The following is a 2813-nucleotide window of genomic DNA, read 5'->3' as shown; positions in this document are numbered from 1 at the left end:
TTGAATTCCTCGTCAAATGGGTGAAGTTTCTTCTTTATTACCTCAATTTTGTTAACCCTTTTGGGTTTTTCCTTTACGTATTCTTTTAGTATTTCTTCAACGAGCTCGGAACAGCTACCGCATGATGTTGAAGCTTTTGTTAAGGTTTGTATATCTTCAAGGGTTTTTGCACCTTTCTCAAGGATGGCCTTTATTATCTCTCCTTTTGTTACCGCATTACAGTTACAGACTATATCGGTTTCCTTCAGCTCTTTTACCTGTGAACCTGTTTCCGGAACGATATGTTTTATCAGGAAAAATGGTCTTTCATCGCTTATATCTTTCTTACTTTTTATTAGTTCAAGTATGTAGTTGTTCCCCCTTATATCCCCGTAAAGTATTGTACCTATTACCTTGTTTTCTTTAATAACAGCCTTCCTATAAATACCCTTTCCTTGGTCTAAAAAGGATAAAACCTCCCTTCCCTCTCCCTCCTTAAAATCCCCTGCGGAAAATAGATTTATACCTGCAACTTTTAACATAACATATGTAATGGATCCTTCATACCTTTTCTTGTTGCCGTGTATAAGGTTATGGGCACACACTTTAACCTGTTCCATTATTGGAGCGACAAGGCCGTAGGTTTTTCCCCTGTGTTCTATACACTCCCCTACCGCATAAACATCACTTGCTGAGGTTTCGAGGTAATCGTTTACGAGAATTCCTCTGTTTACCTTAAGTCCCGAGTTCAGGGCAACGTCTACGTTCGGCCTTATACCGGTTGCTATTATTACGAAGTCCGCTTTTATCTCTTCTCCGTCCGAAAACCTAACCCCTTTAGCCCTTTTATCCCCCAGAATCTCCTCGGTCTTTTTGTTGAGTAAAACCTTTACACCCATGCGTTGGAGATCTCTCCTTAGGAGTTCCGAAGCGGTTTTATCAAGCTGTTGTTCCATTAAGGTGTCAAGTATGTGGACAAGAAACACTTCAAGGCCTATATCCGCCAAGGCTTTTGCAACCTCTATACCCAGAAGCCCTCCCCCTATTACAACCGCCCTCTCTGAAACCCTCGCGAGGTCCAGAATTTTAAAGACGTCATCAAGGGTTCTGTAGGTAAATACTCCTTTCTTTTTTATTCCCTTAATAGGCGGAATAAAGGGCTTACTTCCGGTAGCTATAACAACCTTATCGTATCTGTGTATATCCCCGTCTTTCGTTATAAGAAGCTTCTTATTGGGAAATATTCTCTCAACCCTTTTACTTACTTCCAGCCTTACACCCTTTTCCTCATACCACTGCCACCTCTTTATGTATATCTCCGTCGGGAGTTTTCTTCCTGCAAGAACGTCCGTTATGAGAATCCTGTTGTAGCCTATGTATCTCTCATCCCCGAATACCTGAAGTCTTACCTCCTTCCCCTCGGATAACCGAAGAACTTCTTCAACAAGTGCGGTTCCCGCTATCCCGTTTCCTATAACGGCTATCTTCATAACCAACCTCCGAGGAAATAACTTGCAAATTTCGTGCCAATAAAAAGCCCTTTAATCCTCTATGAGGCATTCAGTAGCTTTTGGACGAATTTGTTAACATGTTTACAAAATTGTAAAAACGAATCTTTAAACTTCCCTGAAAAATCATCAAGAAGTTTTGGCACAAATCTTGCAGTTAACTTTGTGAGATGGCGGAAGTCTTAGCTGTCATAAGAAAGGAGAAATCTTACGAGCTCAGCAGAGTTTTCTCCGAAAAGGGAATACCTTACATCTCCTGGACAGTTAAGGGAAGGGGAAAAGAAGGGGGGTTCAAGTATAAGGGTATGTTTAGAGAAAAGGTTTTAATTCCCTTTCTGCCCAAAAAGGCTTTCCTTATCTTTACCGATTTTCCCGAGAATGTTGTTCAGCTTATTCTTGACGTTGCAAACACGGGAAATTATGGAGACGGAAAGATTTTCGTGATAAAGGAAGGGGAGGTAAGCGGTATGAAGCTTATTAAGGCTGTTGTAAGACCTGACAAAGCTCTAGATGTAGTCAAGGAACTTGACAGTGCGGGCTTTAAGGCTCTCACTATGTGGGATGTTGTAGGAAGGGGAAAGGAAGGGGGTCTTAAAGCCGGGGAAGCCACCTACGATGAGCTTGCAAAGACCTTGATAATGATAGCGGTTGAAGACAAAGATGCGAATAAAGTCGTAGAAACGATTAACAAGGCAGCTCACACAGGTGCCTACGGGGACGGAAAGGTTTTTGTTTGCGAGTTGTCCGAAGTTTGGACCGTAAGGAGCAAGAAAAAGGAGTTATGAGATGAGACAGGTTAAAGAGGTTTTTGAAGCTATAAAAAGCGGAAACTGGAAGGCTTTATTCGCTTCCTTTATTTACTTTGACCATTCCTTCAGCATATGGCTGCTTCTCGGTGCTTTAGGACCCTTCATAGCTGAGAGCTTAGGACTGTCGGGAGCTCAGAAGGGATTTATGGTTGCTATACCCGTTATAGCTGCGGCCATATTCAGGATAAACTTCGGATACATATTTCAGTATATAAACGGAAAACACATAGCGATTATGGGTATTCTCCTTTCCTCGGTTCCCCACGTATACATGCTCCTTTCGGGATACAGAGTTTCTTACGAGGACCTTCTGTGGATGGGTGTATTCTTAGGTGTCGCGGGTGCAAGCTTTGCGATAGCTCTCCCGATGGCGGGTAGTAATTATCCTAAGGAGATACAGGGGCTCGTTTTGGGGGTTGCCGCTGCCGGAAACATAGGTGCGGTTCTTGACGGAATTCTATTTCCTCCGATAGCAAGGGCTATAGGCTGGGAAAAAACCTTCGTCCTTTCCGCAATT

General features: G+C 42.7%; 3 protein-coding genes. 2 read left to right on the top strand and 1 reads right to left on the bottom strand.

Annotation, left to right across the window (positions count from 1 at the left end):
• A partial coding sequence (locus tag ACWB1W_RS08155) for an FAD-dependent oxidoreductase (protein ID WP_479370871.1) occupies positions 1-1469 on the bottom strand: 1469 nt, incomplete at its 3' end.
• Positions 1470-1657: 188 nt separating this feature from the next.
• On the opposite strand from ACWB1W_RS08155, the gene ACWB1W_RS08150 reads away from it, so the two are divergent.
• Together ACWB1W_RS08150 and ACWB1W_RS08145 are read left to right on the top strand one after the other, a co-directional pair.
• Positions 1658-2272, top strand: coding sequence for a P-II family nitrogen regulator (locus ACWB1W_RS08150; RefSeq protein ID WP_479370870.1), 615 nt, complete (start codon positions 1658-1660; stop codon positions 2270-2272).
• A 1-nt stretch (position 2273) separates the two neighbouring features.
• Positions 2274-2813 (top strand): MFS transporter (locus ACWB1W_RS08145; RefSeq protein ID WP_479370869.1); only part of this gene is annotated, 540 nt, incomplete at its 3' end.

It is taken from the genome of Aquifex sp. (assembly GCF_056494385.1).
This window is presented reverse-complemented; position numbering and strand designations above follow the sequence as displayed.